25 protein-coding genes are annotated in these 26,269 nt (G+C 58.8%); 6 read left to right on the forward strand and 19 right to left on the reverse strand.

Annotation, left to right across the window (positions count from 1 at the left end; genetic code table 11):
- Positions 1-74 precede the first annotated feature (74 nt).
- The gene (locus tag LC334_RS01005) at positions 75-1,451 is read left to right on the forward strand and encodes an FAD-binding oxidoreductase (protein WP_085798370.1); all 1,377 of its coding nucleotides are present in this window, start codon (positions 75-77) and stop codon (positions 1,449-1,451) included.
- A 50-nt stretch (positions 1,452-1,501) separates the two neighbouring features.
- Here LC334_RS01005 and LC334_RS01010 read toward each other — a convergent pair whose 3' ends face one another.
- From LC334_RS01010 to murB, 9 genes are all read right to left on the reverse strand, one after another.
- Entirely contained in the window at positions 1,502-1,825 is a 324-nt protein-coding gene (locus LC334_RS01010; RefSeq protein ID WP_085798371.1) for a hypothetical protein, read from the reverse strand.
- 168 nt (positions 1,826-1,993) lie between these two features.
- Positions 1,994-3,643 (reverse strand): DNA repair protein RecN, encoded by a 1,650-nt coding sequence (recN, locus tag LC334_RS01015; protein WP_085798372.1) that lies wholly within the window; start codon positions 3,641-3,643, stop codon positions 1,994-1,996.
- Positions 3,644-3,664: 21 nt separating this feature from the next.
- Positions 3,665-4,516 (reverse strand): outer membrane protein assembly factor BamD, encoded by an 852-nt coding sequence (locus LC334_RS01020; RefSeq protein ID WP_085798373.1) that lies wholly within the window; start codon positions 4,514-4,516, stop codon positions 3,665-3,667.
- Positions 4,517-4,628: 112 nt separating this feature from the next.
- Positions 4,629-5,549, reverse strand: coding sequence for a UDP-3-O-acyl-N-acetylglucosamine deacetylase (gene lpxC / locus LC334_RS01025; protein ID WP_085798374.1), 921 nt, complete (start codon positions 5,547-5,549; stop codon positions 4,629-4,631).
- A 228-nt stretch (positions 5,550-5,777) separates the two neighbouring features.
- Positions 5,778-7,415 (reverse strand): cell division protein FtsZ, encoded by a 1,638-nt coding sequence (gene ftsZ, locus LC334_RS01030; protein WP_085798375.1) that lies wholly within the window; start codon positions 7,413-7,415, stop codon positions 5,778-5,780.
- Positions 7,416-7,865: 450 nt separating this feature from the next.
- Positions 7,866-9,200 (reverse strand): cell division protein FtsA, encoded by a 1,335-nt coding sequence (gene ftsA, locus LC334_RS01035; protein ID WP_085798376.1) that lies wholly within the window; start codon positions 9,198-9,200, stop codon positions 7,866-7,868.
- Positions 9,200-10,084, reverse strand: coding sequence for a cell division protein FtsQ/DivIB (locus LC334_RS01040; RefSeq protein ID WP_085798377.1), 885 nt, complete (start codon positions 10,082-10,084; stop codon positions 9,200-9,202). Before LC334_RS01040 ends, ftsA begins: the two co-directional genes overlap by 1 nt.
- Positions 10,072-10,950: a D-alanine--D-alanine ligase gene (locus LC334_RS01045; RefSeq protein WP_244900026.1), complete on the reverse strand. Its 879-nt coding sequence runs from the start codon at positions 10,948-10,950 to the stop codon at positions 10,072-10,074. The genes LC334_RS01040 and LC334_RS01045 overlap by 13 nt, the downstream gene beginning before the upstream one ends.
- Positions 10,951-11,052: 102 nt before the next feature.
- Positions 11,053-11,979, reverse strand: a complete 927-nt coding sequence (gene murB, locus LC334_RS01050; RefSeq protein WP_085798763.1) for a UDP-N-acetylmuramate dehydrogenase — start codon at positions 11,977-11,979, stop codon at positions 11,053-11,055.
- Here murB and LC334_RS01055 point away from each other — a divergent pair.
- Positions 11,978-12,307 (forward strand): hypothetical protein, encoded by a 330-nt coding sequence (locus tag LC334_RS01055; protein ID WP_139836255.1) that lies wholly within the window; start codon positions 11,978-11,980, stop codon positions 12,305-12,307. The genes murB and LC334_RS01055 overlap by 2 nt on opposite strands.
- Before the next feature lie 61 nt (positions 12,308-12,368).
- On the opposite strand, the gene LC334_RS01060 is transcribed toward LC334_RS01055, so the two are convergent.
- The 6 genes from LC334_RS01060 to LC334_RS01085 all read right to left on the reverse strand — a co-directional run bounded on the left by LC334_RS01060 (position 12,369) and on the right by LC334_RS01085 (position 17,227).
- Entirely contained in the window at positions 12,369-12,653 is a 285-nt protein-coding gene (locus LC334_RS01060) for a DUF2484 family protein (RefSeq protein ID WP_085798379.1), read from the reverse strand.
- The gene (locus LC334_RS01065) at positions 12,650-12,904 is read right to left on the reverse strand and encodes a DUF2484 family protein (RefSeq protein ID WP_085798380.1); all 255 of its coding nucleotides are present in this window, start codon (positions 12,902-12,904) and stop codon (positions 12,650-12,652) included. Before LC334_RS01065 ends, LC334_RS01060 begins: the two co-directional genes overlap by 4 nt.
- Positions 12,901-14,307, reverse strand: coding sequence for a UDP-N-acetylmuramate--L-alanine ligase (gene murC / locus LC334_RS01070; RefSeq protein WP_085798381.1), 1,407 nt, complete (start codon positions 14,305-14,307; stop codon positions 12,901-12,903). The genes LC334_RS01065 and murC overlap by 4 nt, the downstream gene beginning before the upstream one ends.
- A 2-nt stretch (positions 14,308-14,309) precedes the next feature.
- Positions 14,310-15,410 (reverse strand): UDP-N-acetylglucosamine--N-acetylmuramyl-(pentapeptide) pyrophosphoryl-undecaprenol N-acetylglucosamine transferase, encoded by a 1,101-nt coding sequence (locus tag LC334_RS01075; RefSeq protein WP_085798382.1) that lies wholly within the window; start codon positions 15,408-15,410, stop codon positions 14,310-14,312.
- The gene (ftsW, locus tag LC334_RS01080; protein WP_085798383.1) at positions 15,407-16,573 is read right to left on the reverse strand and encodes a putative lipid II flippase FtsW; all 1,167 of its coding nucleotides are present in this window, start codon (positions 16,571-16,573) and stop codon (positions 15,407-15,409) included. Before ftsW ends, LC334_RS01075 begins: the two co-directional genes overlap by 4 nt.
- Before the next feature lie 129 nt (positions 16,574-16,702).
- Positions 16,703-17,227: a redoxin domain-containing protein gene (locus LC334_RS01085; protein ID WP_085798764.1), complete on the reverse strand. Its 525-nt coding sequence runs from the start codon at positions 17,225-17,227 to the stop codon at positions 16,703-16,705.
- 116 nt (positions 17,228-17,343) lie between these two features.
- On the opposite strand from LC334_RS01085, the gene LC334_RS01090 reads away from it, so the two are divergent.
- On the forward strand, positions 17,344-18,522 hold the full coding sequence (locus LC334_RS01090; protein ID WP_085798384.1) for a BaiN/RdsA family NAD(P)/FAD-dependent oxidoreductase: 1,179 nt from the start codon (positions 17,344-17,346) through the stop codon (positions 18,520-18,522).
- Between the two features lie 204 nt (positions 18,523-18,726).
- On the opposite strand, the gene gltX is transcribed toward LC334_RS01090, so the two are convergent.
- The gene (gltX, locus tag LC334_RS01095) at positions 18,727-20,052 is read right to left on the reverse strand and encodes a glutamate--tRNA ligase (RefSeq protein ID WP_085798385.1); all 1,326 of its coding nucleotides are present in this window, start codon (positions 20,050-20,052) and stop codon (positions 18,727-18,729) included.
- Between the two features lie 136 nt (positions 20,053-20,188).
- Here gltX and LC334_RS01100 point away from each other — a divergent pair, with 136 nt between their 5' ends.
- A complete protein-coding gene (locus LC334_RS01100; RefSeq protein WP_085798386.1) occupies positions 20,189-21,418 on the forward strand; it encodes a helix-turn-helix transcriptional regulator in 1,230 nt (409 codons plus the stop codon).
- A 177-nt stretch (positions 21,419-21,595) separates the two neighbouring features.
- Here LC334_RS01100 and LC334_RS01105 read toward each other — a convergent pair whose 3' ends face one another.
- The gene (locus LC334_RS01105) at positions 21,596-22,093 is read right to left on the reverse strand and encodes a DUF6647 family protein (RefSeq protein WP_085798387.1); all 498 of its coding nucleotides are present in this window, start codon (positions 22,091-22,093) and stop codon (positions 21,596-21,598) included.
- Positions 22,094-22,211: 118 nt separating this feature from the next.
- On the opposite strand from LC334_RS01105, the gene LC334_RS01110 reads away from it, so the two are divergent.
- Positions 22,212-23,921: a winged helix-turn-helix domain-containing tetratricopeptide repeat protein gene (locus LC334_RS01110; protein WP_085798388.1), complete on the forward strand. Its 1,710-nt coding sequence runs from the start codon at positions 22,212-22,214 to the stop codon at positions 23,919-23,921.
- 117 nt (positions 23,922-24,038) lie between these two features.
- Here the strand turns inward: LC334_RS01110 and LC334_RS01115 are convergent, their stop codons facing one another.
- Complete coding sequence (locus tag LC334_RS01115; protein ID WP_085798389.1) at positions 24,039-24,515, reverse strand: hypothetical protein; 477 nt, start codon at positions 24,513-24,515, stop codon at positions 24,039-24,041.
- Between the two features lie 251 nt (positions 24,516-24,766).
- Entirely contained in the window at positions 24,767-25,195 is a 429-nt protein-coding gene (locus LC334_RS01120; RefSeq protein WP_085798390.1) for a DUF1801 domain-containing protein, read from the reverse strand.
- 97 nt (positions 25,196-25,292) lie between these two features.
- On the opposite strand from LC334_RS01120, the gene LC334_RS01125 reads away from it, so the two are divergent.
- Positions 25,293-26,216 carry an MBL fold metallo-hydrolase gene (locus LC334_RS01125; protein WP_442475976.1) on the forward strand — a complete coding sequence of 308 codons (924 nt, stop codon included), beginning with the start codon at positions 25,293-25,295 and terminating at the stop codon, positions 26,214-26,216.
- Positions 26,217-26,269: the final 53 nt, after the last annotated feature.

Raw genomic sequence — 26,269 nt, forward strand, 5'->3', positions numbered from 1 at the left:
CTGCCCTGCCGCTCTGCTTTCCCCGGCGCTGCAACTCGCCTAGAGTGTCCGGCAAGAAAACGAAAGGGCCACTAATGGGCATTCAGACAGTCATTGCCGAGTTATCCACATTTCTAGGCCAACGGGTGTCATGCTCCAAGTCTGAACTGGAATTACATGGGCAGAGTGAAACCCATTTCCCACTTATGCCACCCGATGCGGTCGCCTATCCCGAAAGCACCGAAGAAGTGGCGAAGATCGTGCAGGCCTGCGCCCGGCATCGCATCCCGGTGATCGGCTGGGGTGTTGGCACCTCGCTGGAAGCACAGGCACAGGCGCCGAAAGGGGGCATCTGTGTCGATTTCAGCCGCATGAATAATATCCTTGAGGTGCGGCAGGCGGACATGGATGTGACGGTTCAGCCCGGCGTGACACGCGAAGCATTAAACGAGGATTTGCGCGCCACCGGCTTGTTTTTCCCGGTCGATCCCGGTGCCAACGCGACGCTCGGTGGCATGGCGGCCACCCGCGCCAGCGGCACCACGACAGTGCGCTACGGCTCGATGCGTCAGAACGTGCTGGCGCTGGAGGTCGTAACTGCAAGCGGCGAAGTGATCCGTACCGGCAGCCGCGCACGCAAAACCTCCTCGGGCTACGATCTGACGGGGCTTTTTGTCGGCTCCGAGGGGACACTGGGCCTGATTACCGAACTGACGCTGCGCCTGCAGGGCCAACCCGAAGCCGTGGCAAGCGCGGTCTGCGCCTTTCCGAGCGTGGGAAATGCGGTTGCCGCAGTGATTGATACAATCCAGATGGGCATCCCGATGGCACGGATCGAGCTGGTCGATGTGGCCTCGGTCGAGGCGGTGAATGCTTATTCCGGTAGTGAATTGGATGCGGCACCGCATCTGTTGCTTGAATTTCACGGCTCTGACGCCGGCGTAGCGGAAAAGTCCGAAACCTTCGGCGCCATCGCCGAAAGCCACGGTGGCGCCGGTTTTGAGTGGGCCACCAAGGCAGAAGACCGCAACGCGCTCTGGGCAATGCGGCACAACGCCTATCACGCCATCAAGGCATCACGACCAGGCGCGAAGGTGCTGGTGACAGATGTTTGCGTGCCCATTTCCAACCTCGCGCAGGTGATCGAGGAGACCTGCCTGGATCTGGAAAAATCCGGCATCCACGGACCGATTGTTGGCCATGTGGGCGATGGGAATTTCCATACGTCCCTGATGTTTGACGACACCGACGCGACCCAGGTGTCAGCGGTCAAGGCGGCATCGAACCGGATGGTCGAACGCGCGCTCGCCTTTGGTGGCACAGTCACGGGCGAACATGGGGTGGGGTTGGGCAAGCTCAACTACATGGAACGCGAGCACGGGTCTGGCTGGGCAATGATGGGCGCGATAAAGCAAGCACTCGACCCCGAAAACATCATGAATCCGGGTAAGCTTGTGCCGCCGCGGAACTAAAACTCCGCAACGGCAATCCTGATCGAGAATGACGTGTGAAAAGTGCTAAATCAGCACTTTCCGAATTTGCCACCGGTGCAGATATCGTCAGATACGACAAATCCCAGCGGTTCCACGATCTCGCTTTTGCTTCTGCTCACGGTGCCGCCGTCACGCTGGCCCGAACGACTATCGCGTCCACTGCCCTCGCCTCCGCCTGATGCACCCGGTCCACCCGAGTCGCCACCGCCAGAGTTTCCGCCACCACCGCCGGAATTACCGCCGCCAGAAGCCGAAGCCTGAGCCTCGGTAACCCAAATCGCGAAAACCGCAACTATTGCAATTGTGAAGATCGATCGCGCGCAAAACAGCGCGTCTTTTCTTGAGAAAAGCATTACTAAGTACCCCAACCAATGGTTTCCAGTTTTTTCCGGATATCACAGATTGGGGCGACATCAAGACAAATTCATGGTGCACAACGCACAATTTCGTCACATTTGGATTGTGCCTCTGATCACAGCACAACCCTCGAAATTCATGTATTTATCATGTTTAACAATGTGTTACACTCTCAACAGCGCCTTTGCCGCGCTGCGAGCTTGTGGCGTAATTGTGTCACCCGAGAGCATACGCGCGATTTCATCCACGCGATCGCCTGTTTCCAGATCGGTAACAGTAGACAGGGTTTCGTTTCCAATGGTTCGTTTTTCCACCCGCCAGTGATGGGCGGCCAGCGCGGCCACTTGCGGCGAATGCGTGACCACTAGAACCTGGCCCTGTTCTGCCAGCTGGCTCAGCCGCCGACCGACTGCATCGGCTGTGGCGCCGCCGACGCCACGATCGATTTCGTCAAAGATCAGCGTCAGCCCGCTATCTCCACCGGTCAGGCACACCTTTAGCGCCAGCAGAAAGCGGCTAAGCTCGCCGCCAGAAGCGATACGCGCAAGGGGCCCCGACGGCGCACCTGGGTTGGTGGCGACGGCAAAACTCACATCATCGCACCCGGCTGGGCCCGGTTCGGCGTTAGTTATGACGGTTTCAAAAACCGCTCGATCCATTTTCAACGGCGCAAGTTCGGCCATGACCTGCTTGTCGAGGTGTTTTGAGGCTTTATGTCGGGCGTCACTCAACGTCTTTGCCGCGGCATCATAGCTTTTCTGCGCTTCGGCCAAATCCCGGCTCAGGGCTTCGATATCCGCATCGCCTTGCTCCAGCGCCGAAACTTTGCGCCGCAGCGTATCGGCAAAACCGCCCAGATCATCGGGCGCGACGTCGTGTTTGCGCGCCAGGGCGCGTATCGCGAACAACCGCTCTTCGGTCTGTTCCAGCTCCAGCGGATTGAAAGACAGCGCCTCAAGGCAGCGGGTGACCCCCATCGAGGCGTCATCCAGTTCGACCAGCGCGCGACCAAGGGCAGCGATGGGCTCATCCAACTGGCCTTCTGCCTTGTCCGCAGCCCCTTCAAGCCAGCGTAGCGCGTCGCCAGCGCGACCTTCGGCGCCCTCACCGCCCAAAGCCTGCGCGGCCTTGGCGATATCCTCGCGAATACGTTCCGCCCCCTGCATAAGACGGCGCCGTGTATCCAACTCGGCTTCTTCACCGGGCTGCGGGTCAAGCGCATCCAACTCGGAAACCGCATGGCGTAAAAAATCTTCTTCGGCGCGCACCTTTTCCAGCGCACCCTGCGCCTTTTTCAGAGCGTCATGTTGATCTGATACCTTGCGCCAGGCATGGCGCACCTTGTCTCGCGCGCTGCCAAGATTGCCGAACGTGTCCAGCAACATCCGGTGACCACTCGGGTTCAGCAGGCCGCGATCATCATGTTGCCCGTGCAGTTCGACCAATGTTTCAGACAAGCGGCGCAACACCTCACCCGAGCAACGCCGGTCATTGACCCAGGCTGTTTTTCGGCCCTCGCTGGTATTGATGCGGCGCAGGATCAGATCGTCCTCTTCCGGCAACCCCGCCTCGCGCAGGACCGCGCGCGCCGGATGATCGGGACCGAGCTCGAACACCGCCTGCACCTCACCCTGGTCCGCACCTGCACGCACCAGTTCGGCCCGGCCACGCCAACCCAGAACAAACCCCAGCGAATCCAGCAGGATCGATTTGCCCGCACCCGTTTCCCCGGTCAGCACGTTGAGACCGGGCCGGAACGCCAGTTCCAGCCGGTCAATAATCAGCATATCTCGGATATCGAGAGACCTAAGCACCCTGCCCCCTTCAGGCGCGGATCACAGCCACCTGCCCTGGATCATCTGCCGATAGACCTGACGCAGCCAGCTGTCTCCCGCGGCTTCGAGTTCGAGGCCGCGACCCGTCAGCAGCTTGTAGCTGTCCTCGTACCACTTGGTGGAGCGAAAGTTATGGCCAAGTATAGCGCCGGCGGTCTGTGCCTCATTGTTCAGGCCCAGCGACAGATACGCCTCGACCAGACGATGCAGTGCTTCGGGAGTGTGGGTGGTGGTCTGGAAATCCTCGACCACGACGCGGAACCGGTTGATCGCAGCCCCAAAGTGATCGCGGCGCAGGTAATAGCGGCCAATCTCCATTTCCTTCGAAGCCAGATGATCGAAGGCCAAGTCGAACTTCAACACCGCAGAACTGGCATATTCACTATCCGGGTAGCGTTCGATCACTTCGCGTAACGCTTGCAGCGCCTGAAAGGTCAGGCCCTGATCGCGGCCAACCTCATCAATTTGGTCGTAATAGGAAAGCGCCAGAAGATACTGGGCATACGCAGCATCTTCGTCAGTGGGATAAAAGTCGATGAACCGCTGGGCGGCAGAGCGGCTGTTTTCATAGTCTTCGTCCTGGTGATAGGCAAAAGCCTGCATGATCACCGCACGCTTGGCCCATTCGGAATAAGGATAAAGGCGTTCGACCTCGGCGAAGTGCTTGGCAGCGGTATCCGCATCATTGCGCGCCAGATCATATTCGGCGCGTTCAAAAATCTGTTTGGCGGTGAAGTTCTCAAAATCGAGATCGCCGCGTTCGATCTTACCCCTGTTGCCGCTGCATCCTGCAACGGCAATTGCCAGGATCAACGCGCCAACCCACTGTGCCCGGTACTTGCGGACTGTCATATAAGTAACTCACCTCTGTTGCACCCTGCCGGGTGTTACCCCAATCTTGGCAATGGTCCTAGCACAGAATTTTCTGGGGCAAAACGCCTTTGGTGCAATTCACCGACAAAGCTCAGGCAACCTCGGGAATTTCACCCCAATGCACGCCAGCGCCGGGCAGACGGGCGGCCATGTTCGGGTCACACTCGACCACCTCATAGGCGTTCTTATCCGCAAAAAGCGCGTGCAGCAGATTGTTGGTCAATGCGTGGCCAGCACGGAAACCCTGATAGTGACCCAGAATCGGCATGCCCGCGAGACCGAGATCGCCAAGCGCATCAAGCATCTTGTGGCGCACCGCCTCGTCCCGATGGCGCAAACCGCCGGGGCTAAGGACGTTGTCACCATCGAACACGACGGCGTTTTCCAGCGTGCCACCAAGCGCCAGCCCGTTGGCCCGCATCTGATCGACATCAGCCTTGCGGCAGAAGGTGCGGCTGTTCGACAACTCGCGCACAAAGCTGCCATTCGCCATGTTCAGCGTCTTTTTCTGTTCACCAATCGCGGCATCTTCGAACTCGATGTTGAATTCGATCAGCAATGTCTCGTGCGGGGATATCCGCGCAATCGCCTTACCCTTGCGCACCTCGACTGGCTTCAATACCCGAAGGGCCAGTACAGGGCTGTCCAGCCGTTTCAATCCTGTGCTCAGAAGGCCGCGCACGAAAACAGCCGAACTGCCGTCAAGGATCGGCACCTCGGGTCCGTTCACCTCGACCACGGCATTGTGCACTCCACAGCCGACAAGCGCCGCCATTATGTGTTCTACGGTCGATACTGAAACGCCATCGCTATTCACCAGCCGCGTGCAGAGCGGCGACTGGCGTACGTGGTTCCAAAGAGCGGGAATTTCATTTGAGGCATCCACCACATCCACACGGCGGAAAACCACACCGTGCGACGCCGGTGCGGGCAATACCGTCAGACGCACCGGTGTACCCGAATGCAAGCCGACGCCGTCAAAGGACAGTGGTGATTTGATCGTGTTCTGCAAGTCGTCCCTCAAGATCCCCACGCGGAGAGTGACCCGCGTTATTGGATTAGGGGCTTAATGCTGCACCTGCGAATGGTAAACTCAAACTTTGCAACGGATTGAAACATCACGTATCGCGGCGATGGCGGTTATTCGCCGAACAGGTTTTTATTCACCTCAAGGCATTGTTTTAAAAGAAAAAGGGCCGCCCTTTGGCAGCCCCATTCCGAATTTCGAATTGACCTGATTTCAGTTAGCCTGACGCCGCAGGAAGGCCGGAATTTCAATCTGCTCATCTTCCTCGGCATGCGATTCCGCCGGTGCGCGCTGTGCCTGCGGGGACTGCATAGAGGGTTGTTGCCGCGCAGGGCGCGCCGCCTGCGCAGTGTCGGCGTCGCTTGAATGACCGGTCATGCGGTTGATCAGCGTGTTGATGCCGAAGCGCGGGCGCTCGCTCAGAGTGCGCTCTGCTGGCGCGCTTTGACGCTCCTGCGGCCGCTGGTATCCACCGCCACCTTGGGGCACTTTCGCCACGGCAGCCTGCAGACGAGCCATCGCATCGGGTGACGGCGTTCCGGCGGTTTGGGCCCGCGGCGCGACAAACTCTTCCAGATTGTCTTGCTCCTCAGCCCGCGGATTGAATTCTTCAACGCGCGGTCGGTAGGCTGGCGGCGGCACATCGTCTTCGACACGCTCAGCGCGGCGCTCGAAGGAGGGTTCAAAGATTTCCTCCATCTGATCTTCGGCAGCGACACGTTGCGTATCCATGTCGTTGAAAAGCGAAGGCTCTTCTTCGGACCGCGCGATCGCCACTGCTGGCATTTCCTGAGTTTCAGGCTCATCGCGATGCTCGGCCTCGACCGACTGCTTCAGCGGTTGAGCCAGGGACCGGCGCGGCACCGGAATGTCGCTGACCACCTCGGTGGCGTCGATGCCGGTGGCGACAACGCTGACGCGCATCGCACCTTCCATCGCGGTATCTAGCGTGGAGCCGACGATGATGTTGGCATCGCTGTCCACTTCTTCGCGGATGCGGTTGGCCGCCTCATCCAGTTCGAACAGCGTCAGATCGTGACCACCGGTGATGTTGATCAGTACACCTTTCGCGCCGCGCAGGCTGATTTCGTCCAGCAGCGGGTTGGCGATGGCTTTCTCGGCGGCCTGAATGGCGCGATCTTCGCCACTATCCTCGCCGGTGCCCATCATGGCTTTACCCATCTCGTCCATCACCGCGCGGACATCGGCAAAGTCGAGATTGATAAGACCCGGGCGAACCATCAGGTCGGTCACGCCTTTGACGCCCTGATAAAGGACGTCATCGGCCATCGAAAACGCCTCGGTAAAGGTGGTTTTCTCATTCGCCAATCGGAACAGGTTCTGGTTCGGAATAATGATCAGCGTATCGACCATTTTCTGAAGAGATTCAACACCATCCTCGGCCTGCCTCATGCGCTTTGCGCCTTCGAACTGGAAGGGTTTGGTAACAACGCCAACAGTCAGAACACCCAGTTCCCGGGCGGCCTGTGCGATGATCGGCGCAGCACCCGTACCGGTGCCCCCGCCCATACCGGCGGTGATGAAGCACATATGTGCCCCCGCCAGGTGATCGACAATCTGCTCGATGCTTTCCTCGGCCGCCGCGGCACCGACGCTGGCACGGGCCCCTGCGCCCAGCCCTTCAGTCACTTTCACGCCCAGTTGGATCCGGCTTTCCGAATTGCTCTGGCTAAGGGCCTGTGCATCCGTGTTGGCCACGACGAATTCAACACCATCAAGTTCTTTCTCGATCATGTTGTTCACAGCGTTACCGCCTGCGCCGCCGACACCAAACACGGTAATTTTGGGTTTCAGCTCTTCATGTCCTGGCATTGTCAGGTTCAATGTCATTTTTCGTTCCGCCTGCTGTTAAGCCTGCCCGCGCAGGCCGAGTTCCGCTTAATGAGGGATATCATTACCTTTGGTTACCGTTTCCGTCATCAAAAAACCACCCTGTAGACACAAAATATGGTTAGTACTTTGACTTCCAACGCGTTATTTCGCCAACACGGCCAGATATCGCGGTTCCGGATTCAGCTATCCACAAGTACTCCTCACCACCATAAACACGCGTCACGCGCATTCGTTCAACCATCAGATGTAAGGATGTCTGCTCATCCTCGGTTTCGGCCTCTTTGGGCCTTAGAAAAAATTCTATCACAACAATCGCTTAGCGTCACGCGATTCGTGAAAAACAGGCATAAACCTGCGTTTCCGAATCGGAAACAGTGGTTTTGGCCGTAATTGCCGACATTTTTGCGCCAAAACTGCCCAGCACAGCCCGATATCGGACTCATCTGGCTACCAGTTATCTTTGAACCACTTGACCGCGCGCTTCAGCGACCGCGCGGGATAGCGATCAACCGGAATTTCGAAATCCCACCATTCGTCCTGGGGATTGGCGGCAAACAGGCACATTCCGACCGCACTGGCAAATCCCGCCCCGGTCGCTGCCTGTGGTAATCCGTGCACCCTGAGCGGACGGCCCAGACGGACCTGCTGACCCAGCATCTTGCTGGCCAACCCGTCAAGACCGGGGATCTGGCTACCTCCACCGGTCAGAACGATTTGCTGACTTGGCAGATGTTCGAACCCGGCCGCGTCAAGCCGCGCCCTCACCTCTTCGAGGATCTCCTCGACCCGCGGGCGCATGATCCCGATCAGTTCGGCGCGGCTGACAGTGCGGCGATCATGCTCGTAATCGCCTGTGTCGCCGCCGATCTCTATCATCTCGCGATCATCCATGCCGGTGGCAACCACACCGCCATAGAAGGTTTTGATCCGCTCGGCCGTGGCCGTAGGCACCTGCAGCCCCATCGAGATATCGCTCGTCACATGATCCCCACCTATACGCACGCTATCGGCATAAATCATGTGCTTTTTCATGAAGATAGACACGCCAGCTGAACCACCGCCCAGATCGATACAGGCTGCGCCCAGCTCCTGTTCGTCCTCGACCAGCGACGAAATGCCCGAGACATAAGACGAGTTGGCGAGACCGGCGAGTTCAAGATCACAGCGCTTTACGCAATGGGCAAGGTTCTGCACCGCAATCTCATCCACCGTAAGCAAATGCAAATCGGTCGACAGCACCTGACCCAATTGCCCGCGCGGGTCGATCAGACCCGACCGGTGATCCAGCGCGAAATTGACCGGTTGGGCGTGAAGCACTTCGCGGCCCTCGCCGTAATCGGGCACATCGCAGGCCGACAGCACGCGGCTGACACACTGTTCCGACACCACATCCCCGTCGAGTTCCACCGAGCCCGCCAGCCCGTAGGACCGCGGCTGGGCGCCGGAAAAACACGCGATGACGTGATCGACGCGGATATTGGCCATTTTCTGCGCCGCCTGCAGAGCTGTCCTAATGGCACGTTCGGTTTCCTGCATCACTTCAATTTCACCGAACCGGACACCACGCGAGCGCGTCGTTGCCGCTCCGATCACCCGGAAACCCGCCTGTCCGGCCATACCGCCGATCCCCTCGGCCTCGGCCAGCCGGTCGGTACCGTCAAAGCGCAGGACAAGGCAGGCAATTTTTGATGTGCCGACATCAAGCACCGCGACAACGCCGCGCTGCATTGCTGCCTTGCGCATGTTGCGCATCGCCCGCTGGGTTTCGTAAAGTTCGATCATTAATTTCCGCCCCCCGCCGAAATATCTGCTGAAATCTTTCTGACGCGCCACCATTCCTCGACCGCGCGTTCGTTCATCCTGATCGTCGGGCGCATGGCCATGCGCATATCTACGGCGACCAAGTCGCGCTCAAGCATGTCCTGCACTTCGCCAAGAACGATCACCCGCTCCACTGCGCGCACCGGGTTATGCTCGGGCAACAGGATGCGCTGATCCCGGTCCAACACCAGGTCCCAACGACGTTCGCCCACCCGCACCAACCCACGCACGCGACCGACAAGCGGGGCGGCGGCGGTCAGAATGTTCAGCGCGTCGGGGATGGCTTTATCAGCGCCCAGTCCTGCAACAACGGGCAGGTCGGGCCTGTCGGTGCGGCTATCCAACTCGGCCACGCGCACGCCGTCGACATCAACCATAGCCAGCCCGTCGCGGCTGCGCCAAAGCGCGACCGGTTCGCGTTCGACCACCTTGGCAATCAACATGCCACCTTGCCGGATATGCACACTGACATCGGCCACAGGGGGCAGGTCCTTGATCAGATTGCGGATATGATCAAGCTCCAGATCGAATGAGCTAATGGGGAATTCGATAGGAAAGATTTCGCGGATTTCTTCCTGAACACCCGCACTGGCTCCCTCGATCGCCAGCAGGTTGACCATGAACTCGGGTCGTGTTTCGATCCGGTGGCGAATGTCGGTATAAGCGAGCACCAACCGCTCGCGCCGGACCTCGTCAGAGAGATAGGCCGTCGCTGTACCGAATGCCAGGCAGAACGGAATTCCGACACGCAGCACCTTGCGAAAAAACGGCGTCAGCATCAACCGCTGATACCGGTAGGACCAGCGCGACGGGGCGGGATCGGGGCGCGAACCTACCTGTCGCATGAGGCATCCTCGATCATCCAGCGGCAAAGTTCGGGGAAGGACACGCCAACCGCCTGTGCCTGCTCGGGCGAGAGCGATGTGGGCGTCAGGCCGGGTTGTGTATTGGTCTCCAGCAGAATAAGCCCCGCCAGCCCGCGCGCTTCATCCCAGCGGAAATCGGTACGGCTGACACCGCGACAGCCTAGCACCTGATGGGCACGCAGAGCGTAGTCCATGCAAGCATCGAAAATCTCCCGCGGAATATTGGCGGGCACCACATGGCTGGAGCCGCCTTCTGCATATTTGGCATGATAATCGTACCAACCCTCAGTAATGATGTCAGTCACTGTCAAGGCGCGGTCGCCTATCACGGTGGTGGTCAGTTCGCGCCCCGGCGCAAAGGCTTCGACCATCACGGTCTGAGGCATCTCATCGGAAAGCTGCGGCGGAGAATTCGCCGCCTCGTTGACGATATAAACCCCGACAGAGGATCCTTCGTTATACGGTTTGACCACATAGGGCGGCGCCATCACGTGGCGCGCAGCAACCTCGTCCTTGTCAGCCAGCAGGCTATCGACCACCGGCAGGCCCGCTGCACGATACGCAGCCTTGGTTTTTTCCTTGTCCATCGCTAGGGCCGAGGCCAAAACCCCCGAATTGGTATAGGGAATGCGCATCCATTCCAGCATGCCCTGCACACAGCCATCTTCGCCCCAGCGACCATGAAGCGCGTTGAACACAACATCTGGGGAAATGTGGGAAAGCCGCATGGCAAGGTCGGGGCCCGCATCGACCTCAACCACTTCATAGCCTGCTTCCCGCAATGCGGCGACGCATTCGCGCCCGGACGATAGCGACACCTCTCGTTCAGCCGAGGGGCCGCCCATGATCACCGCCACATTCAGGGTTGTTCTGCTCGAACCAACCACCTTGTGCCTCAATATGCCGGACCTGTTTCTGGTCCTTGTTTTTGTTAACTGCCTACTGACTTATGTCGGGATCGTTTCGCCGACCCTCATGATTTCCCAATGTAACTCTATTCCACTGGTTTGGAAAACCTTTTTTCGAACTTCTTCGCCCAACCCTTCAAGGTCGGCAGCGGTGGCACTCCCGGTATTAACGAGAAAGTTGGAATGTTTGGGACTCATCTGCGCGCCGCCTAGCGTGGCCCCGCGCATCCCCGCATCGTCGATCACCTTCCACGCCTTCAGATCATGCACATCATCGTCGCGCCCAGTCGAGGAAAAGCCAGCCGGATTGCGAAAGGTGCTGCCAGCGGTGCGGTCCTTGGTGGGCTGGGTTTCGTCGCGCTTTTTCAGTTGCGCCGTCATATGGGCGTGCAGGTCTTCGGGTAGGCCACTTTCGCCTTCGAACGTAGCTTCGGTAATCACCCAGCCCTCGGGCAGGTCGGAATGGCGGTATTGAAAATTGAGCTGCTCGGGCATAAGCGTTTCGACCTTGCCTGCCCGTGTCACCACCCGTGCCTCGACCAGGTGATCGGCAGTGTAGCTGCCGTAACAACCCGCATTCATCCGAACCGCGCCGCCTATGGCACCGGGGATCGTCCGCAGGAATGTCAGGTCGATGCTGGCATCCGCCGCTTTGCGCGCCACGTGGGCGTCTAATGCGGCCGCCCCGGCGGTCACGCGATTGCCGTCTAATTCTATCGCGTTAAAGCCGCGCCCCAACCGGACCACCACTGCACGCAAACCACCATCCCGCACGATCAGGTTACTGCCGACACCCATCGGAAAAACCGGGATGGCAGGATCGAGACCAGCCAGAAAGTCGGCCAGATCATCCTCATCCACAGGCTGGAACAGCCAGTCCGCCGCCCCGCCTACCCGCAGCCATGTGAGGTCATTGAGCGGACGGTTGGGGGTGAGCTTGCCTCGGGGAACAGGAAGTACGGTCATGGCGCGGGATTGCCGCGTCGGGCGCGCCACGTCAAGCCATGTTGCGTTTATAAATGTTGTAAATCGTGCCCAAGGTACCGCCCAGCATCAAAAGCAACGATTGAAACATAACAACAAATGCAAAGTTCCACGAGGTCGCGGTTTCGGCCAGCAGGTGAAGTTCAGCCGACAGCCCGAACAAAAACATCAGGACAAGCCACGTCAGAAACAACGAGATTCCACTAAGTTTTCGTGCGATGAAATACAGCAAGAAAAACGCTGTCACGGCAAAACACAGAGCGACAATCTGAAGGATTTCTTTTTCAGTCGTCAGGGATATCTGCCATGATTACGTGCCAGATCCAGCAATCTCATACCGGGAAGATTAGGGCGGGATGCGTTCGCCCACTTTATCCCTCAGGCGGCAAAGTCGCCTCTGCGCTTCGCTTACGCAGGAAAATGCCCCTGACCCAGCGACCGAAGTAGATGAGCGGCCAGCGCAATATGCTCATGCCTGCGAGAAGGACAAGAAAACCCAGCAACGGGCCGTTCTCATAGGTGACATACCCCAGGATGGGAACACCGACCGCAATCAGAAAATAGGCGCGGCGCCAATGGTTGTCTCGGCTGGGTATCATCGCCAGCACATTCGCCAGCAACGCCCAAATACACGCCAGAATCAACGACAGACTCATTTCCGTACCTCCACCGAAAGGCCCATAGCCCGGCGCGCGAAATAGCGCAACGGTTTCCGGAACATAGAAATGAAAGCTAATGCGGCGGCGGCGCCCGCCCAAGACCCTACGTTCCGGCCGATCAGATAGATCAGCACCGGCGCCGCCAGCAACAACATGATACCTGGCGCATATTGGTATCGCAGCGGCAACAGCGCCACGACCGAGGCGGCTAGCACCCAGAGGCATGACACGACAAACAGCGCCGTCATGCCGCGCCTTTCATCAGCCGCGCGGGCAAGGCATTGGCCCAGGCGCTGATCGTACCGGCACCCAGACAAACCACCAGATCGCCGGGTTTGGCCTGCTCGCGCACGAGGCGCTCAAGATCATCCTCATCTTCCAGCGCGCGGGCGTGGCGATGGCCGTGACGGATAAGACCCGCCACCAGGTCATCCCGGCTGGCGCCTTCGATCGGGTCTTCACCGGCGGAAAACACCTCGGCGATCGCCACAACGTCGGCCTCATTGAAACAGGCGCAAAAATCTTCGAAATGGTGGCTCAGGCGGGTGTATCTATGCGGTTGATGCACTGCGATCACGCGGCCTTCGGTCGCCTGCCGGGCGGCTTTGAGAACCGCGGTGATTTCTACCGGGTGGTGGCCGTAATCGTCGATGATGGTCACACCGCCAACCTCACCCACACGGGTAAAGCGCCTGTTGACGCCACCGAAGGCAGCCAGCGCTTCGCGAATCTCATCGCGTTTCATGCCCAGATGGCGTGCCACCGCGACAGCGGAGAGCGCGTTCGAGACATTGTGATCACCGGGCATTGGCAGGGTGCAACCTTCGATTATCATGCCCTCGGCCTGTAGCACCACATCGAAATGCGCGATGCCTTTCTTGTACGTCAGATTGACCGCGCGGACATCCGCCTGCGCGTTGAAACCATAAGTCATGACGCGGCGGTCACTGATCTTGCCCACCAGTGTCTGTACATCCGGATCATCGGTGCAACAGACCGCAAGTCCGTAGAACGGAATATTCGAGACGAAATCGAGAAACCCCTTGTGCAATGCCTCTTCGGTGCCCCAGTGCTCCATATGTTCAGGGTCGATATTGGTAACGATCGCGATGGTCGCCGGTAGCCGATTGAAGGTGCCGTCGCTTTCATCAGCCTCGACCACCATCCATTCGCCATCGCCCACATGCGCGTTCGAGCCATAGGCGTGGATGATGCCGCCATTGACCACCGTCGGATCGAACTGCCCGTGATCCAGCAGCGCCGCCACCATCGTTGTGGTCGTGGTCTTGCCGTGGGTGCCGGCGACAGCGACATTGGATTTCAGCCGCATGAGTTCCGCCAGCATCTCGGCCCGGCGCACCACCGGCAGGCCGCGCGCGCGCGCCTCGTCAAGCTCCGGGTTGCCCGGCTTGATCGCCGACGAGATCACCACCACCTCGGCATTTTCGAGGTTGTCGGCACGCTGCCCCTCAAAAATCTGAGCCCCGGCATCAGCCAGCCGGTCGGTGAGTTTCGAGCGTTTCAGGTCCGAGCCTTGCACGGTATAACCGTGGTTCAACAGCACCTCGGCGATGCCCGACATACCGATGCCGCCGATGCCCACGAAATGGATCGGGCCAACGTCGCCGGGAAGTTTGGTTGCCGCATTCATGTCTATACCCTCTTGCTCGCCAGTTCCTCGACCATATCCGCCAGCGTCTGTGGTGCCTCGGGCATGGCGCAGGAAAACGCTGCGCGTGCCATTTTGGACGATCCGTCAGGGTTGTCGATAACCGTGGCTATTTGCTGCGAAAGCGCTGCGACCTCAAGCCGTTTCTCGGGGATCAGGATGGCTGCTCCCGCGTCAACAAGCCCGCGCGCATTGGCCGATTGGTGATCACCGGTTGCCGCCGCATAGGGGATCAGAATTGAAGGGCGCCCGATGGTGCTGATATCGGCCACCGACGACGCGCCCGACCGGCTGATCACCAATTGCGCCTCGTTCATCCGGCGTGGGACATCCCGAAAGAAGGGCTGAACATCGGCGTCGATATCGTGATCGGCGTAGAATTGCGCGACGCGTTGGCCGTCTTCGTCCCGCGCCTGATGACTGACCCGGATGTTGCGCAGCATGTCGACCGGCAGGGACGCAATCGCGGGCGGCACGACGTCCGACAGAATCCGCGCGCCCTGGCTGCCACCGATCACGAGGATCGACATCGGGTAATCGCCGGGGCAGATATATGGCGCGTTGGCCCGTTCCAGCACCGATGCACGCACAGGATTGCCCACATGCACGCCTTCGACACCATCGGGCAGCTTCGTAGGCCATGTACCACAGGCCACGCGGCTTACCCGCGTACTGAAGAATTTGTTGACCTTGCCCAGCACGCCGTTCTGTTCATGGATGATGCGTGGAAGGCGCAGCAGCTGCGCCGCCGCCAGGGCTGGGATCGTCGGATAACCGCCAAAGCCCACGACCGCGGCGGGCCTATCCGCCAGCATCTTCCTCCAGGCGCCGAAAACACCGCTTACGATGCGAAATGGTGCTGCCAGCTTGGCCAGCGGTCCGCCGCGTGCGAAAGTAGCGCTGGCAATCTCTTCGACGGCAACGGTATGCGGAAATCCGCCGGTGTAACGCGCGCCACGCGCATCGGTCGAAAGCTTGACCCGCCAGCCGCGTTCCAGCATGACCTCGGCCAGCGCCTGCGCCGGAAACATGTGCCCGCCGGTGCCTCCCGCCGCAATCACCAGCAGCGGCGCTTGTGCCGTCATCTCACCCGCCCTCTCAGGATATCTCCGATCTCACCCTGCGGCCTGCTGCGGGTGAACGCTAACAGCATCCCCACGGCAATACCGGTGGCGATCAGCGACGACCCGCCATAACTCACGAAGGGAAGCGTCATGCCCTTGGCGGGCAGAAGCCGCACAGCAACCCCCATATTGATCATCGCCTGTACACCAAAAATGGCGATCAGGCCGGTGCCCGCCAGCCGGATGAAGGGATCGCGCTCGCGCATGAGCCGGGTCAGAGACCGCAGGACAATGGCGGCATAGAGTACAATGATGCACATCACGAGGATCAGCCCGTACTCCTCAGCCGCGACCGCGATGATGAAATCGGTATGCGCATCAGGCAGCGACCATTTCACCTGCCCCTCGCCCACGCCCACGCCAAAGAACCCGCCTTCACGAATGGCATTGGTGGCGAAGCCGAGTTGGGTGTTGGGGTCGACATCCGGGTTGAGAAACCCGTCGATCCGACGGGCGAAATGTTCTGAATTCGAATAGGCAAAACTGCCTGCAAGCACGACCAAAGCCGCCATGATCATCAAGAGCAGGATCGGCGCGCCGGCGACGAAATACATCACACCCCAGCCAAACAGCACCAGACAGGCTTGCCCGAAATCCGGCTGCAGCGCCAGCAACGTGACGATGATGATCGCCAGCAGAAACGACAGTCTCAGGCCGGGCGGCCCGTTGATTTCCTGCCCGGCGGCCATCATCCAGGCCGCTACTACAACAAAACCAGGCTTCAGAAATTCCGAGGGCTGCAGACTGGCGAAGCCTAGAGAATACCACCTTGTCGCGCCCTTACCAAAATCCGTTCCGAAAAAAGGAAGAAATATCAGCGAGATGAAGGTCACAATGAATCCAATCACCGCGAGACGCCGCACCAGTTGGGGGCTCATCATCGAGGTCAGCATCATCGCCAACAACGCGACCGTTCCGAAAAACGCCTGCCGCTGGACATAGTGGAAGGGCTGGAACCCGTTCTTTTCCGCCAAAGGTGGAGAAGCCGCGAGGCCCAGCAGCAGTCCGATACCAAATAGCATCAGAACGCAGGACACCGACCATTTGTCGATTGTCCGCCACCATTTCGGCAGAATGGGCTCTCCGTCCCGAACCGGGACCGCCCCATACACCATCTCTGTCATCTGTACCGCCTACGAGCCTCAGTTTCGCCCCGTTTTCGGGGTCGTTGGCTATAGTTTAGCAGTTTGAGACCGATGAGGGAAGGGTTGTGTCGCCGTTTCGGAGCCGGGTTTGGTTAAGACTGCAAGGGGTTATGCAGCATGTGCGCCCCGGATCGGATAGTCATTGGCGCGAATAAATTCGAGCCCCCCTGCCAGCGCATCGAGGTCGGGGCGCGAAAACGGCGCGTTCGAGATATCGATGATATGCAGCTTGCCCTGATTATTGACCACGAAAATGCCCGGTTCGGGGAAAGGTTGGTCGGTTTCCTGCGGACCGCGCGGGGTTGACACGTAAAGGCCAAGTGATCGCATCTGCTCGATGGTCAGCCCATAGCCGACGGGGACGGTGATCGAAATTTCATCCGCCATTGCCTGTGCCTTTTCCTCGGGATCGCCCGAGGCAATAACGACATCTATGCCATTGTCATGAAAGCGTGATTTCACCTGTTCCAGCCGCGCCAGATATTTCTTGCAAAGCGGACAGTGCAAACCGCGATAGATGACCACGAGCTGCCATCTGTCGGTTCCAGACGGCTCGCCCAATGTCAGGGTGCCGCCGCCCAGCCTTGCGATTTCGGTTTTGGGGAAAATCTGTCCGGCTTCCAGCGTTTTCATATCTGTCTCCTCGTTTTGTTTAATCGGGTTTAGCGCCCAGATAACCTGCCATGTCCCCGCCGCAACCGCGTTCACCAAAACTTGACGACGGGTCGCGGCTCAGGCAGGGCACCATCATGCAGGTTGAGACATTGATATTGGGCGCCGGTGCCGCAGGAATGATGTGCGCGGCACATGCCGGGCCAGACGTTCTGGTGATTGACCACGCCAAGGCGCCCGGCGAAAAAATCCGGATATCCGGCGGCGGGCGGTGCAACTTTACCAACCTGCATGCCAGCCCTGCCAATTTCATCTCGGCAAATCCGCATTTCTGCAAATCCGCGCTCAGCCGCTATACCCAATGGGATTTCATTGATCTTCTCGCGCGTCATGGCATCACCTGGCACGAAAAGACTCTGGGGCAGCTTTTCTGCGACGGTAAATCACCGCAGATCATCGCCATGTTGCAGAATGAAATGGCGGCGGCCGGGGCGGCGCTGTGGCTGAAAACTGAGATGAAAAAGCTGTCCCATGACGGCACTCTGTTCATTGCCCACCTCGACCGCGACGGACAGAACATCACTATGACGGCCCGCAACGTCGTGGTAGCAACCGGCGGTAAGTCCATCCCCAAGATGGGCGCGACAGGGCTGGCCTATGACATTGCCCGCCAGTTCGGTCATGCGGTCACTGATACCCGTCCTGCGCTCGTGCCACTGACCTTTTCGGACAATCCTTTCGCGGAGCTGTCCGGCGTCGCGGTACCTGCTCGGCTCAGCGCTGGCAGCACAAGTTTTGACGAGGCACTGCTTTTTACCCATCGCGGTCTCTCGGGGCCGGCAATTCTGCAAATCTCATCCTACTGGCGCGAGGGAGAAGAGATCATCGCCGATCTTCTGCCCGACGTACCGCTTGCCAACCTCCTGCGCGACAGACGTCGCGAGGCGGGTAAGCGCAAGCTGGCAAGTGAGCTTGCGCACTACCTGCCCGCGCGTCTGGTGGCGCATCTGAGCAAGGAGATGCAGATTGAAGGCAACCTGGCCGATCAGTCTGATGCCCGCCTGGCCGAACTCGACGCGGCCCTGCATCACCTGGTTCTGAAACCCAACGGATCAGAGGGTTACCGCACTGCCGAGGTCACACTGGGCGGGATCAGCACGGCAGGGCTGTCTTCACAGACGATGATGTCGGCCACCGTGCCCGGGCTTTATTTCATCGGCGAAGCCTTGGATGTGACCGGCTGGCTGGGTGGCTACAACTTCCAATGGGCATGGTCGTCTGGCTGGGCCGCCGGGCAGGCCATTCAGCGACGTTAGAGCAGATCAGGCTTAATCGGATCAGCAGCCCGTCACGATTGGCCTTGTACAGACATTGCTCAAAGCCGCGCCTCGACGACGCGCCCTTCGGGCTTGATTCCGCGCGGGCGACAAACTCGAACGATAGATCAAGGCAAAAAAAGTCGACCATATTGCTTCCGTCTGGGGGCGGGAATGTGCAATTCAAGCTTGGCTAGCTTCAGATCACCCGCGCGCTCTGATCTTCTGCAACAGCGGTAGAACCTGCGCCATATCCGGCCCGTGCGCCTGTCCGGTCAGGGCCTTGCGCAGCGGCATGAACAATCCCCGCCCCTTGCGGCCCGTCGCCTCTTTCACGGCGCTGGTCCACTCGCCCCAGCTCTGACCGTCATAGGGCCCCTCAGGCAACAGCGTCATCGCCTCGGCCACGAATTCCCGGTCCTCCTCTTCAATCACCGGTTCAGCGCCGTCGCGGAACATCGCCCACCAGCCGGCCAGATCGTTCAGCGTCGAGATATTGTCGCGTGTCACAGCCCAGAAATGCAGCGCCATCTCCTCCGGCACGCCCAGATCCGCGATCCGCTCCTTCACCACCTCGTAGGGTTGGGCTTGCAGGTAGCGCGCGGTCAGCGGGAAAAGGTCGGCCACATCAAACTTGGTGGGGGCGGCGCCGAAATGACCAAGATCGAATCCTTCGATCAACTCGGACATCTCGCTGCGCAATTCAACCGGGTCGCTTGACCCCAATCTTGCCATCAGGCTCAGAAGCGCCATCGGCTGCACGCCCTGTTCGCGCAGATCGCGCAGCGCCAGCGTACCCAGCCGTTTTGACAGGCTTTCCCCCTGCGGTCCGGTCAGCAAGGAGTGATGCGCGAATGCGGGCGCCGTGCCCCCAAGCGCTTCGATGATCTGGATCTGCGTGGCCGTGTTGGTCACATGGTCCGATCCGCGCACCACATGAGTTACACCCATTTCAACGTCATCCACCACCGAAGCGATCGTATAAAGCACCTGACCGTCCGCCTTGATCAGCACCGGGTCACTGACGCTTGCCGCGTCGATCGAGATATCGCCCAGAATGCCGTCGGTCCACTCGATCCGCTCCTGATCGAGCTTGAAGCGCCAGACGCCATTGCCACGCTCGGCGCGCAACGCGTCTTTCTCTGGCTCGCTCAGCGCCAGCGCGGCTCGGTCATAGACCGGCGGATTGCCCATATTGAGCTGTTTCTTGCGCTTCAGGTCCAGTTCCGTGGGCGTCTCGAACGCCTCGTAGAACCGGCCCATTTCGCGCAGACGGTCGGCAGCCTCGGCATAGCGATCCAGCCGTTCCGATTGCCGCTCGATCCGGTCCCAGTGCAGGCCCAGCCATTCCAGATCCTGCTTGATTCCGTCGACATATTCCTCTTTCGAGCGTTCAGGATCGGTGTCGTCGATGCGCAGGATGAACGTGCCGCCGGATTTGGCGGCGATCAGATAGTTCATCAGCGCGGTGCGCAGGTTCCCCACATGGATGTAACCGGTGGGCGACGGGGCAAAACGGGTGGTGGTCATCGGCTCTCTCCTGGCTCGTCCCGGCAGATGTCACAGCCGCACGAGATTGTCCAGAATTCACCAGCGTTGCGGGAAAAGTTGATTTTCGCGGTCACCTAAGGTCATTCTACGCGCAGTAGTTGGGGATTATATTATAATGACTTTACCACGGTCCGACCTTCAGGACCTCAGCGATCTCATCGGCGTGGTCTACGATTCCGCACTGGAAAAACGCCAGTGGCAAATGCTTCTTGCCGATCTCAACCGCCGCTTTCCGGGCTTCATGGGGGCGGTTTACACGCAGGAAAGTGAGAAATTCATCGGCATGTACAGCCCCGATGGCTTCAACACTGCCTCGCAAGCGGTCTACGAAAAACACACAAAAGACGGCAAGGTGCATGGCATTTCCGATGACCAGAACGATCACCGGCGCGAGCTTTTGCGGCGGATCGATCCCAAGATCGGCGATGTTTACTATTCGCGCGAGATTTTCACCGATGACGAATTCCGCAGATCGACTTCCTACAAGACCGTGCTTGAACCGGCGGGGATCGGCCACTGGGTGTCACTGAAATTTGCCCAGAGCGGTCCGCGCGAAGCTGTGTTCATCTTCTTCGAGAACGAACGCAGCAACGATACCCCCGACCCCGACGGGCTGAAGGCGCTCTTTGAACTGATCTCGCCTCATGTGGTACGCGCCACGCGCATAGCTCGTGCCTTGCGCATGGCCAAGGATGCCGCCGAAACCTTTCAGGGCTTTCTCGATGCCATCGCCCTGCCGATGCTGGTCACCGATCGCGACGCAAGGCTTGTCTTTTCCAATGCCGCCGGGCGCAGGCTGCTGGAGAGACAGGTGCTGTTTCGCATCGACACCAACGATCGGCTGCACATGATCGAGCCACGCTATGCCAGTGAGATCAAAAACCGGATTAGCGGGATCGAGCAGGATCAGGTGCCCGCTGGATTGCGGGTTGATCATGGCGATGGGCCGGTCTCGCTCTGCATCGCTCCGTTTCATCCGTCGATGACCGACGCGGCCCAGGCTGATCAGGACCTCTTTGATGCAAGGCGCATGTTCGCGATCTTTGTGGGCAGCCAAGGCGACGATCCTGTCAATCCGGGCCTGCTGCGCGACGTATTCGAACTGACCCCGCGCGAGGCCGAGGTCTGCAGCGCCACGATAATGGGCCATAGTCCGGCCGAGATTTCCAAACAGACAGAGCGCGCAGAAAAAACCATCCGCAACCAGATCCAGTCGATCTACGAGAAAGTGGGCGTCAGTTCCCATCAGGAACTCACCGACGCGCTCTCGGTATTCAAAACCGTCGGCGCCATCTTCAACATCACCGATCAGCACATGTTCGAAATGCCGTCCCGCCCCACTTAATGCCCCGCTCCGCTAACCTGCTAGATAGTGTCAGATGTCAACTTCGAGTTCACAGTCGTTCTTGAGCTGCGTGTTATGATGCTTCGACGTGACCCGTCAAACCTGCCTTTCGTGCGTAGCGCATCACTTTCTTCACTGTAATGCTTGGCAGACCAAGCTAAAGACATGTTTTATAGGTCACTCGGGGTGGATATCTCGTTTCGTACAACTTGATTGAAGTAAAACCGCCGGCCAATAAAAGTCATCTGCGATCTTTTGTTCTGCTAACCATTGCGCCTGAATCTGATAGGCCCGCCATTCCTGTGCTTGGTCGCAATACCAGTGCTGACCAGACTGTCTGTGATGCACCATCTCATGCAATAGGACGCTGATGTCACGCGAATTATCCGGGGACCATGGCTCTACCAAGTAAATTGTTTCAATCTCCGCGTCGTAGAGCCCGCGGGTTCGGCCACCCGAACGATCTGCCACACCGTGCAGGTCTTCTCCCCGCTCAGCTCCAACAAACTCGATCAGTGGTCGACGGTCTCTTTCCAGGTATTCGGTTTCAGCATCAAGCCACGCGTTCAACTCGAAAAGTAATGCAGGTGAAACGCCAGATGAATTACCGCTTTCTGATGCGGAAGCTGCGCCAGTCAGAATGAGTGTAAGCGCAAAAAATATACCCATTTTCATCCGTAATTCCCCTTACTTGGATAAGTGATCGGCGCGAGGGAAGGCTGTGTGCGACGCGAATTCAGTTGCCAACTCTGCGGTACCCCCGCATGTTGAGGAGCGCACGGAGGCCGCTGAAATGTCCCGAGATAACGACGAAAAAGAAACGAAATCCGTCGAGGGTTTCCGTCTTGGTGCGTTCACGTTTTCTTTGCAGACCAAAGAGTTAAAAAACGAAAATGGAACCGCACTCCATTTGCGCAATCAAAGCACTGACATCCTGACTTACCTGGTACGCCACCATGGCGAACTGGTGTCAAAGGCGGATCTCATCGAGAACATCTGGCCCGACACCTTCGTAACCGATGACAGTCTGGTGCAATGCATCGCCGATATCCGGCGTGCCCTGAATGATACCGACCATAAGATCGTGCAGACCTTGCCCAAGAAGGGTTACCGGCTCGATGCAATCCCGATGTCGGGTGACGGGCCGCACGGTCCCGCGCATTCAAGCCCCACCACCAGCCGCAAGTTCGGATCGTCCGTGTCTTTGTCTCTGATCGTGCTGGCAGGTGTTGTGGGCGTCGGCCTTTACACTTGGCAAACCACCGCCACAGATTTCGAACCGCTTGATCCGGCAACGGCGAACCTTCCCTTGCCGGAAAAACCCTCAATTGCCGTGCTCGCGTTCGATGATCAAAGCCAGGGCACCGACAAGGGATATCTGAGCGATGCCATCAGCGAAGAGATCATCACCAGGCTTTCCCACTTTCCCGACCTCTTTGTCATCGCCAAGAATTCAAGCTTCTACTACCGGGACAAGACCGCGGATATACGCCAGGTCGCGCGCGAGCTTGGTGTTCGATACGTCCTGGAAGGCAGCCAGCAAAAAGCCGGTGACAAATTGCGGGTCACAGCACAACTGGTCGATGCGACGGCGGGCAACACGATCTGGGTGGAAACCTATGATCGCGATCTGGCCGGGATCTTCGAATTGCAGGAGGATATCACCCGCACCATCGCCGCGACGCTTGAGGAAAACATCAATCAGGCCGAATACAATCGTCTTCTGCGCAAACCTACCGAAAGCCTAGAGGCCTATGAACTAGTCAATCGCGGGCGCGCCGAGAGGCTGAAGTTCACGCCGGCGGGTAATGAACTGGCCCTGCACCTCTCGGAGAAAGCGCTGGCAATCGACCCAGGCTACTCAGAGGCCTACTTCAGCCTGGCCTGGGTTCACATCAACTGCTTTCGCTGGGCATGGTGTGGCGACCAACCGCAAGAGGAGGCACTGGATCAGGCCTTTAGCGCGGCCCGGAAGGCGATCGCACTGGATCCGAACAGTTCGTTGGCACACTGGGTTCTGGCAAATGCGACCATGCAGAGCGGTGATCTTGAGCAGGCCGTCATTGAATATAACCGGTCCATCACGCTCAATCCCAACTCAGCCGGTGTCCTCGCCGATTCTACCGAGGCGCTGGTATATCTGGGTCGCATAGACGAGGGCGTCGCCCGTATTCAGGCTGCCATCCGGCTGAATCCTCATCACCCGGACTGGTACCTGTGGACCCTGGCCTGGGCACATTATTTTGCGGGAGAATTCGAGGCTGGATTAGTGGCCATACAAAGTATGACGGATATGCCCAATCTGGCGCGTCGTACGCAGGCCGCGTTACTTGTGCGGTTGGGCCGCATCGAGGACGCCCGAAAGGTGATCGATATGTTTCTTGAAATCGCTCCCACCTACTCGATCCGATTGCAGCGACACAGTCTCAGGGGGAAGTTCCGTGATCCAGGCGTTGCAGATCAGTTTGTTAACGACCTACGCCTAGCGGGGTTGCCGGACTAGTTTTAGTAACAGGAAATTGTCTTGGTCGACAACAGATACTCAAAGTGCAGCGCGGGCCCAAAGTGAGAAGAGGAGGGCCGACACTGCACCTTTCACCCCTACACAGGGTATCTTAGCCTAGGGAAGCGCCACCGCCCCGGTCAGGGTATTCACATAGTCGTCGGTGCTGCGGTCGGTCAGGCTGGAATATTGTCCGCCCCCCGAAATGCCTGCCATGCTGCCAGTGCCGCCGATCATGACCCACGATCCGTTCAGCGCGCCATCCGCCGACAGGTTCTGCCCTTGCCATCTGACAAAAGCCATGTCGCCGCCGTCGCTCTGGGCGATACAAACACCCCCGCCTGACACTGCCGATCCGCGAATTTCCATCGCGCCTGTACATCGACCCGTCATACCGGCCAGCGGATTCGCAGGATCAGCCATCTCGAAAGATGTCTGCGTGTTGGTGAACTCCATAACCATATGCCCGTCACTGATCGGATGGAATGTTGCGCTGGTCTTACCCTTGATCACGCCCGCGCTGTCGAATGTTTCCCCCGCCTGCACCAATCCAGCCGAAGCCAGTAACGCAACGCTTGCCATCAGATATTTCATGTCATCCCTTCCCCGGTTTCATCACCTGACCGCCGAGGATGCACCTGCACCTGGCCACCCGCCCGGATGGCAGCAGTCATCCCGAACGGCGCCTTCCCGGTGGTGATCGACAGAACGCCCCCCGACCGCAGCTGACCTTAGGTTATCTTGTGATAGGCTGCATGGGCAAGATTGCCCAAACCTGACCAGAATTGCACCTGGGGCATAGCGCACTCGAACCAGTCACACGGTTTGCCCGCAGCATGATATGCTCACACCGGATGAACGGTCCAGGTCTTGTCCAGATCGCGCAGACCCGCCTGTATCAACTCTGCCAACACGTCCATATCCACATCCGCCAGCTTGTTGATATAGAGGCAGGACCGCCCCAGCTTGTGCTTGCCCAAGCGGTTCAGTATCTCCCCGTAATCCTGGTATCCCGGCATGATGTAAAGGCTCAGGCTGGCCTTGCGCGGGCTGAAACCGGTGGCTAGGAAATCTCCTTCACGGCCGGTCTTGTAAACATAATGGTAGCTGCCATAGCCCACGATGGATGGCCCCCACATCACCGGCTCGAAACCGGTTACATCTTGGAAGAATTCAAGCAGAACCTCTCCGTCCATCCGCCGCCGTTCGGGTTCGACCTGGGCGATGAATTCCGCCGGGTCCTGTCCGGTCTTCTGCGTTTTGTTGTCGCTCATTCCACTACTCCCGCCGGTCCGCACCGTCACTTTAACGTGAGGCGCTAACCCCTGTCACCAATCCGCGCTATCATCTCCCAGAATCAGCAAGGAGGCCATGATGACCAACCTCGACCTGACCCGCCGCAGCCTTATCGCATCCGCCGCCGCACTGCCCCTCATAGGCCTTGCGCAAACGGCCCGGGCCAAAGCCCCCATGCTGGGGCCTGCCACCACCAGGTTCAACCGCTTCATGCTGGGCGAGTTTGAGGTTACCACACTGCTTTCCAACAGCCTTTCCGTGCCCGACCCGCATAACATCTTCGGTTTGAATGTCAGCGCCGAAGACTTCGCAGACGCCTCGGAAAAGGCGAAGCTGCCGACCGACAAGTCGCAATTTTTCTTCACGCCTACCGTGGTCAATAGCGGCGCTGAGCTGGTGCTTTTCGACACAGGTCAAAGCAGTGGCGACATCACGGCCGCGCTCGGCGCGGCGGGGTATGCGCCCGACCAGATCGATATCGTAGTGATCACCCATATGCACGGCGATCACATTGGCGGCTTGATACATGAAGGTAGCGCCACTTTCCCCAATGCACGCTACGTGACTGGCGCGGTCGAATTTGACGCTTGGGCTGGCATGGAGAGCCAGAAATTCGACAGTAACATGAAACCGTTGGCCGACAAGACCACAATGCTTGCTCCGGACGCCAGCATTATCTCGGGCATCACTGCGGTCGAATCGTTCGGCCATACTCCGGGTCATATGACCTATATGATCGAAAGCGATGGACAAATGCTTCTGATCGCTGCGGATTTCGCCAATCATTATGTCTGGTCTCTCGCCCACCCCGACTGGGAGGTCAAGTTCGACATGGATAAAGCGGCCGCAGCCACAACCAGAAGAAAACTGCTCGACATGCTGAGTACCGACCGCATCCCCTTTGTTGGATACCACATGCCGTGGCCCGCCGTGGGATATGTCGACAAACATGGCGACAGTTACCACTACGTGCCGGAAAGCTATCAGCTCTCGCTCTGAACGCGTTCACCACTTGGCAATCAAATAGCCCTAAATTGCCCCCGGGAAGTAAT

The sequence above is a fragment of the Roseovarius aestuarii genome, from assembly GCF_019966515.1.
Taxonomy (GTDB): domain Bacteria; phylum Pseudomonadota; class Alphaproteobacteria; order Rhodobacterales; family Rhodobacteraceae; genus Roseovarius; species Roseovarius aestuarii.

What these genes read in the sequence shown, in the direction of transcription:
- LC334_RS01005 (WP_085798370.1), top strand. Translation starts at nt 75, where the DNA reads ATGGGCATTCAGACAGTCATTGCCGAGTTATCCACATTTCTAGGCCAA.
- LC334_RS01010 (WP_085798371.1), bottom strand. Translation starts at nt 1,825, where the DNA reads ATGCTTTTCTCAAGAAAAGACGCGCTGTTTTGCGCGCGATCGATCTTC.
- LC334_RS01020 (WP_085798373.1), bottom strand. Translation starts at nt 4,516, where the DNA reads ATGACAGTCCGCAAGTACCGGGCACAGTGGGTTGGCGCGTTGATCCTG.
- ftsZ (WP_085798375.1), bottom strand. Translation starts at nt 7,415, where the DNA reads ATGACATTGAACCTGACAATGCCAGGACATGAAGAGCTGAAACCCAAA.
- ftsA (WP_085798376.1), bottom strand. Translation starts at nt 9,200, where the DNA reads ATGATCGAACTTTACGAAACCCAGCGGGCGATGCGCAACATGCGCAAG.
- LC334_RS01040 (WP_085798377.1), bottom strand. Translation starts at nt 10,084, where the DNA reads ATGCGACAGGTAGGTTCGCGCCCCGATCCCGCCCCGTCGCGCTGGTCC.
- LC334_RS01045 (WP_244900026.1), bottom strand. Translation starts at nt 10,950, where the DNA reads ATGGGCGGCCCCTCGGCTGAACGAGAGGTGTCGCTATCGTCCGGGCGC.
- LC334_RS01055 (WP_139836255.1), top strand. Translation starts at nt 11,978, where the DNA reads ATGGCGCGGGATTGCCGCGTCGGGCGCGCCACGTCAAGCCATGTTGCG.
- murB (WP_085798763.1), bottom strand. Translation starts at nt 11,979, where the DNA reads ATGACCGTACTTCCTGTTCCCCGAGGCAAGCTCACCCCCAACCGTCCG.
- LC334_RS01060 (WP_085798379.1), bottom strand. Translation starts at nt 12,653, where the DNA reads ATGAGTCTGTCGTTGATTCTGGCGTGTATTTGGGCGTTGCTGGCGAAT.
- LC334_RS01065 (WP_085798380.1), bottom strand. Translation starts at nt 12,904, where the DNA reads ATGACGGCGCTGTTTGTCGTGTCATGCCTCTGGGTGCTAGCCGCCTCG.
- murC (WP_085798381.1), bottom strand. Translation starts at nt 14,307, where the DNA reads ATGAATGCGGCAACCAAACTTCCCGGCGACGTTGGCCCGATCCATTTC.
- LC334_RS01075 (WP_085798382.1), bottom strand. Translation starts at nt 15,410, where the DNA reads ATGACGGCACAAGCGCCGCTGCTGGTGATTGCGGCGGGAGGCACCGGC.
- ftsW (WP_085798383.1), bottom strand. Translation starts at nt 16,573, where the DNA reads ATGACAGAGATGGTGTATGGGGCGGTCCCGGTTCGGGACGGAGAGCCC.
- LC334_RS01085 (WP_085798764.1), bottom strand. Translation starts at nt 17,227, where the DNA reads ATGAAAACGCTGGAAGCCGGACAGATTTTCCCCAAAACCGAAATCGCA.
- LC334_RS01090 (WP_085798384.1), top strand. Translation starts at nt 17,344, where the DNA reads ATGCAGGTTGAGACATTGATATTGGGCGCCGGTGCCGCAGGAATGATG.
- gltX (WP_085798385.1), bottom strand. Translation starts at nt 20,052, where the DNA reads ATGACCACCACCCGTTTTGCCCCGTCGCCCACCGGTTACATCCATGTG.
- LC334_RS01100 (WP_085798386.1), top strand. Translation starts at nt 20,189, where the DNA reads ATGACTTTACCACGGTCCGACCTTCAGGACCTCAGCGATCTCATCGGC.
- LC334_RS01105 (WP_085798387.1), bottom strand. Translation starts at nt 22,093, where the DNA reads ATGAAAATGGGTATATTTTTTGCGCTTACACTCATTCTGACTGGCGCA.
- LC334_RS01110 (WP_085798388.1), top strand. Translation starts at nt 22,212, where the DNA reads ATGTCCCGAGATAACGACGAAAAAGAAACGAAATCCGTCGAGGGTTTC.
- LC334_RS01115 (WP_085798389.1), bottom strand. Translation starts at nt 24,515, where the DNA reads ATGAAATATCTGATGGCAAGCGTTGCGTTACTGGCTTCGGCTGGATTG.
- LC334_RS01120 (WP_085798390.1), bottom strand. Translation starts at nt 25,195, where the DNA reads ATGAGCGACAACAAAACGCAGAAGACCGGACAGGACCCGGCGGAATTC.
- LC334_RS01125 (WP_442475976.1), top strand. Translation starts at nt 25,293, where the DNA reads ATGATGACCAACCTCGACCTGACCCGCCGCAGCCTTATCGCATCCGCC.